This window comes from Streptomyces sp. SBT349 (assembly GCF_001083795.1).
In the GTDB taxonomy this organism is placed as follows: Bacteria; Actinomycetota; Actinomycetes; order Streptomycetales; family Streptomycetaceae; genus Streptomyces.
Genome location: NZ_LAVK01000536.1, coordinates 1 through 3375 on the forward strand (window position 1 = coordinate 1; position 3375 = coordinate 3375).

A 3375-nucleotide genomic window follows, 5' to 3' on the forward strand; every position below is an offset into this window, starting at 1 on the left:
GGTGGCGCGCAGCTGCTGCCGCCTCTGTGTGCCCTTGTTGGGTATTCGCCGGGCCGGTGGGGGTCGTTGCCCAACCGGGCCGTGGTGGCGGTGCGCGGTCGTCTGCCCTATTGGGCATCTGGAGGCGGGGACTGTTCTGAAACGCGAAACACTTCGTTTTAAACAGAGTGTTGAAAACAAACCGTGCGCCGTTTCAAAACAGTCCCCGCCCTCCGATGCCCGATAGGGCAACGAACCCACCGGCCCGCTACATAAGCCCCGGCGGCGCGCGGGCAACGACGAATACGTGCGGCCAGAGCAGGCCCGAAGGGTGCGCGCCACCCCAGCCCACCACCGAGAGACCGACCCAAGACCACCGTCATCCGCTGCGCCCGTCCGGACACCCACCTCATCCACCCGACAAACTGGCCGGTCACCGGGACGGCGAACACCCACGAACCCTCCCCCCGTAGGTGCCTCCCTCGTGCATCCGCACGAAACCCGACACCCGGCCAAGCGCGCGCCACCTAAGCCAGGCGTAGAAGCCGCCCCACCCACCAACCCCAGCCACACCCTACGGACGAGTCAGCAGAATCTTGCCCGTATGGAGGTTGGCCTCCATGACGCGGTGAGCCTCGGCCGCCTCGGAGAGAGGAAGCGTGCGGTCGACCACCGGGTGGAGGCGGGCCTCGGCCACCAGGGGCCAGACGTTGGCGCGGACCGCCGAGACGATCGCCGCCTTCTCCTCCGGCGGGCGCGCGCGGAGGGAGGCGGAGGTGACGCTGGCGCGTTTCGCCATCAGGGGCCTCAGATCGAACTCCCCCTTCACGCCCCCCTGGAAGCCGATGATCACCAGGCGCCCGCCCGGCGCGAGGGCCCGCACGTTCCGCCCGAGGTACTTCGCGCCCATGATGTCGAGCACCACGTCCGCGCCGCCCGACAGCTCCTCGGCGAAGTCCTGCTCGCGGTGGTTGATCAGCACATCCGCCCCGAGGTCGCGGCAGCGGGCCAGCTTCTCCGCGCTCCCGGCCGTCACCGCCACCCGCGCCCCGGCCGCCTTGGCCAGCTGTACGGCCATCGTCCCGATGCCGCTCGCGCCGCCGTGCACCAGCAGCGTCTCCCCCGCGCACAGCCCCGCCTGCATGAACACCATCGACCACACAGTGCAGGCGACCTCGGGCAGCGCCGCCGCCGTCACGGTCGAGCAGCCCGCGGGGACGGGGAGCAGCTGGCCGGCCGGGACGGCGACCCTCTCGGCGTACCCGCCGCCGCTGAGCAGCGCGCACACCTCGTCGCCCTCGCTCCAGCCCGCCACGCCCTCGCCGACCGCCGCGATCCGCCCCGAGCACTCCAGCCCCGGATACGGCGAAGCGCCGGGCGGCGGGCTGTAGTTGCCCTGCCGCTGGAGGACGTCGGCCCGGTTCACCCCGGCCGCCGCGACATCGACGAGCACCTCGCCCGGCCCCACCACCGGGTCGGGGACCTCGGCCCACACCATCGCGTCGGGGCCGCCTGGTTCGGGAATCGTGATCGCACGCATGACCAGGACGCTACCCGGAGCGCGGGGCGTCAAAGGTGCCGCGTCACAGATAGATCTGCCGGGCGCACCCGGCGCAGAACGTCTTCCCCTCCCGCCGCTCCAGCTCGCGATGCTCGCAGATCCGCCCCGGGGGAAGGCTCGTGCGCCGCTGATCCTCCCTGATCATGTGCACCAGTTCGGCGATGCACTGCCCGCAGGCGTACAGCTCGCCCTCCGAGGACGGCGTCCTCACCGGCCCGATCCACAGGACGCTGACGTTCTCGCGGCGGCAGTACAGCCAGCAGCGTCCCGTCACCCAGTCGTTGCCGCCGGGGGACCGCCGCGGCACCGGCCAGCCGCTGATGCCCGAGAACACGATGCCTCGCAGGGCCATGTGCACCTTGACGCTCATTCCGTTGCCCGCTTCCGTTTCCGTTTCGCGTCCGCTCCGTGCGCGTGAAAGCTCGCACGGAAAAGCGGATTCACATCTCCGAATAGTTCGCCGCCCACCAGGTGACCACTCCACCGGCCGCGGGTATTCACCTTGCGTACTCCCACCATCACCCTCCGGCACGCCTGGACAACGGGAACGGCAGTTTCCCTTCGTTTCGGAAAGTCAGGAAACAGACACATGAACGAGCTCAGCGGCAGCGAACCGCACGACGGCTACGCCTATTTCGGACTTGAAGTCAAAGAAGCACGGATGCACGCGAGGTTGACCCAGAAGGAACTCGCCGACGCCACGCACTACCAGCCGCCCTACATCAGCAAGGTGGAGAACGGACTACTGCTCGGCTCCGTGCAGTTCGCCATGGCGTGCGACCGGGTGTTCAACACCTCGGGATTCTTCGCGCGCATGCGTGACCGCATCAATCGGCGGGAACACCCGTCCTGGTTCGAGCCCTATGTCAAATGGGAGGGGCAGGCGGAAAGCATCCTGAACTACAGCGCGAATCTCGTCGCGGGAATCCTTCAGACCGAGGAGTATGCCCACGCCATTTACCGCAATGCGCATCCGACCGCCTCCAAGCAGTGGGTGAAGCACAAGGTCGAGGCCAGGATGCGCCGCCACGAGGCCCTGGAGCGCGAGAATCCGCCACTCCTGTGGGTGATTCTGGACGAGTCATGTCTGCATCGCCAGATCGGTGGACGGGACGTCATGCGGGGGCAGCTGGGCCGCCTTCTCGGGGAGGCCGAGTCGCCGAACACCACGCTCCAGGTGCTCCCCTTTTCCACCGGGGCGCCACCCGCCACGGAAAGCTTCATCCTGCTGACGTTCACCGAGGATCCCCCGCTGCTCTACGAGGAATCCTGGAGTGGCGGCCATGTGATTGACTCTGCCGCGCAAGTGGTGACGGCGACGGCGGCCTACGATCGTTTGCGGGCTGATGCCCTGTCACCCGACGAATCGCTGGCGCTCATCAAAAAGGTCATGTTGGAGGAGTACTCCCGATGAAGAGCAAGATCGACCTATCCGGCGTGGAGTGGGTCAAGTCCAGCTATTGCAGCGGCAACGGCGGCGAGTGCGTCGAATACGCGCGGAACGTGGCCGCGACTTCCGGTGTCGTTCCGGTGCGGGATTCCAAGACCGCGGCGGGCCCGGTGCTCGCGTTCGCGCCGCACGGCTGGACCGAATTCGTCGCCGCCGTCAGGGAAGGGGCGCTGGCCGCCGGCCGTTGATCCGGCGGACAGCGGGGCCCCGGCCGTCGTTCGAGGACGGCCGGGGCCCGGGGGCGTCGGGCGCGCCGGTGGCGCGTCAGGAGGAGAAGAAGAGGCCGGAGAGGCCGCCCTTGCGGCGGTGCGGGTGGTGACCGTGGTGGCCGCCGTGGTGGCCACCGCCCCAGGCGGGGCCGCCGCTCGGCGGGTAGGGCTGGGAG

4 protein-coding genes are annotated in these 3375 nt (G+C 68.9%); 2 read left to right on the forward strand and 2 right to left on the reverse strand.

All coding sequences use genetic code 11. The features are described from left to right. Positions 1-553 precede the first annotated feature (553 nt). Both ADY01_RS34200 and ADY01_RS36220 read right to left on the reverse strand, forming a co-directional pair. Entirely contained in the window at positions 554-1519 is a 966-nt protein-coding gene (locus ADY01_RS34200) for an NAD(P)H-quinone oxidoreductase (protein ID WP_049580669.1), read from the reverse strand. 43 nt (positions 1520-1562) lie between these two features. Beyond that, positions 1563-1910 carry a hypothetical protein gene (locus tag ADY01_RS36220; protein ID WP_053171510.1) on the reverse strand — a complete coding sequence of 116 codons (348 nt, stop codon included), beginning with the start codon at positions 1908-1910 and terminating at the stop codon, positions 1563-1565. 219 nt (positions 1911-2129) lie between these two features. Here ADY01_RS36220 and ADY01_RS34210 point away from each other — a divergent pair, with 219 nt between their 5' ends. Beyond that, the gene (locus ADY01_RS34210) at positions 2130-2954 is read left to right on the forward strand and encodes a helix-turn-helix domain-containing protein (protein ID WP_049580670.1); all 825 of its coding nucleotides are present in this window, start codon (positions 2130-2132) and stop codon (positions 2952-2954) included. Continuing rightward, positions 2951-3178 carry a DUF397 domain-containing protein gene (locus ADY01_RS34215; RefSeq protein ID WP_049580671.1) on the forward strand — a complete coding sequence of 76 codons (228 nt, stop codon included), beginning with the start codon at positions 2951-2953 and terminating at the stop codon, positions 3176-3178. Before ADY01_RS34210 ends, ADY01_RS34215 begins: the two co-directional genes overlap by 4 nt. Positions 3179-3375: the final 197 nt, after the last annotated feature.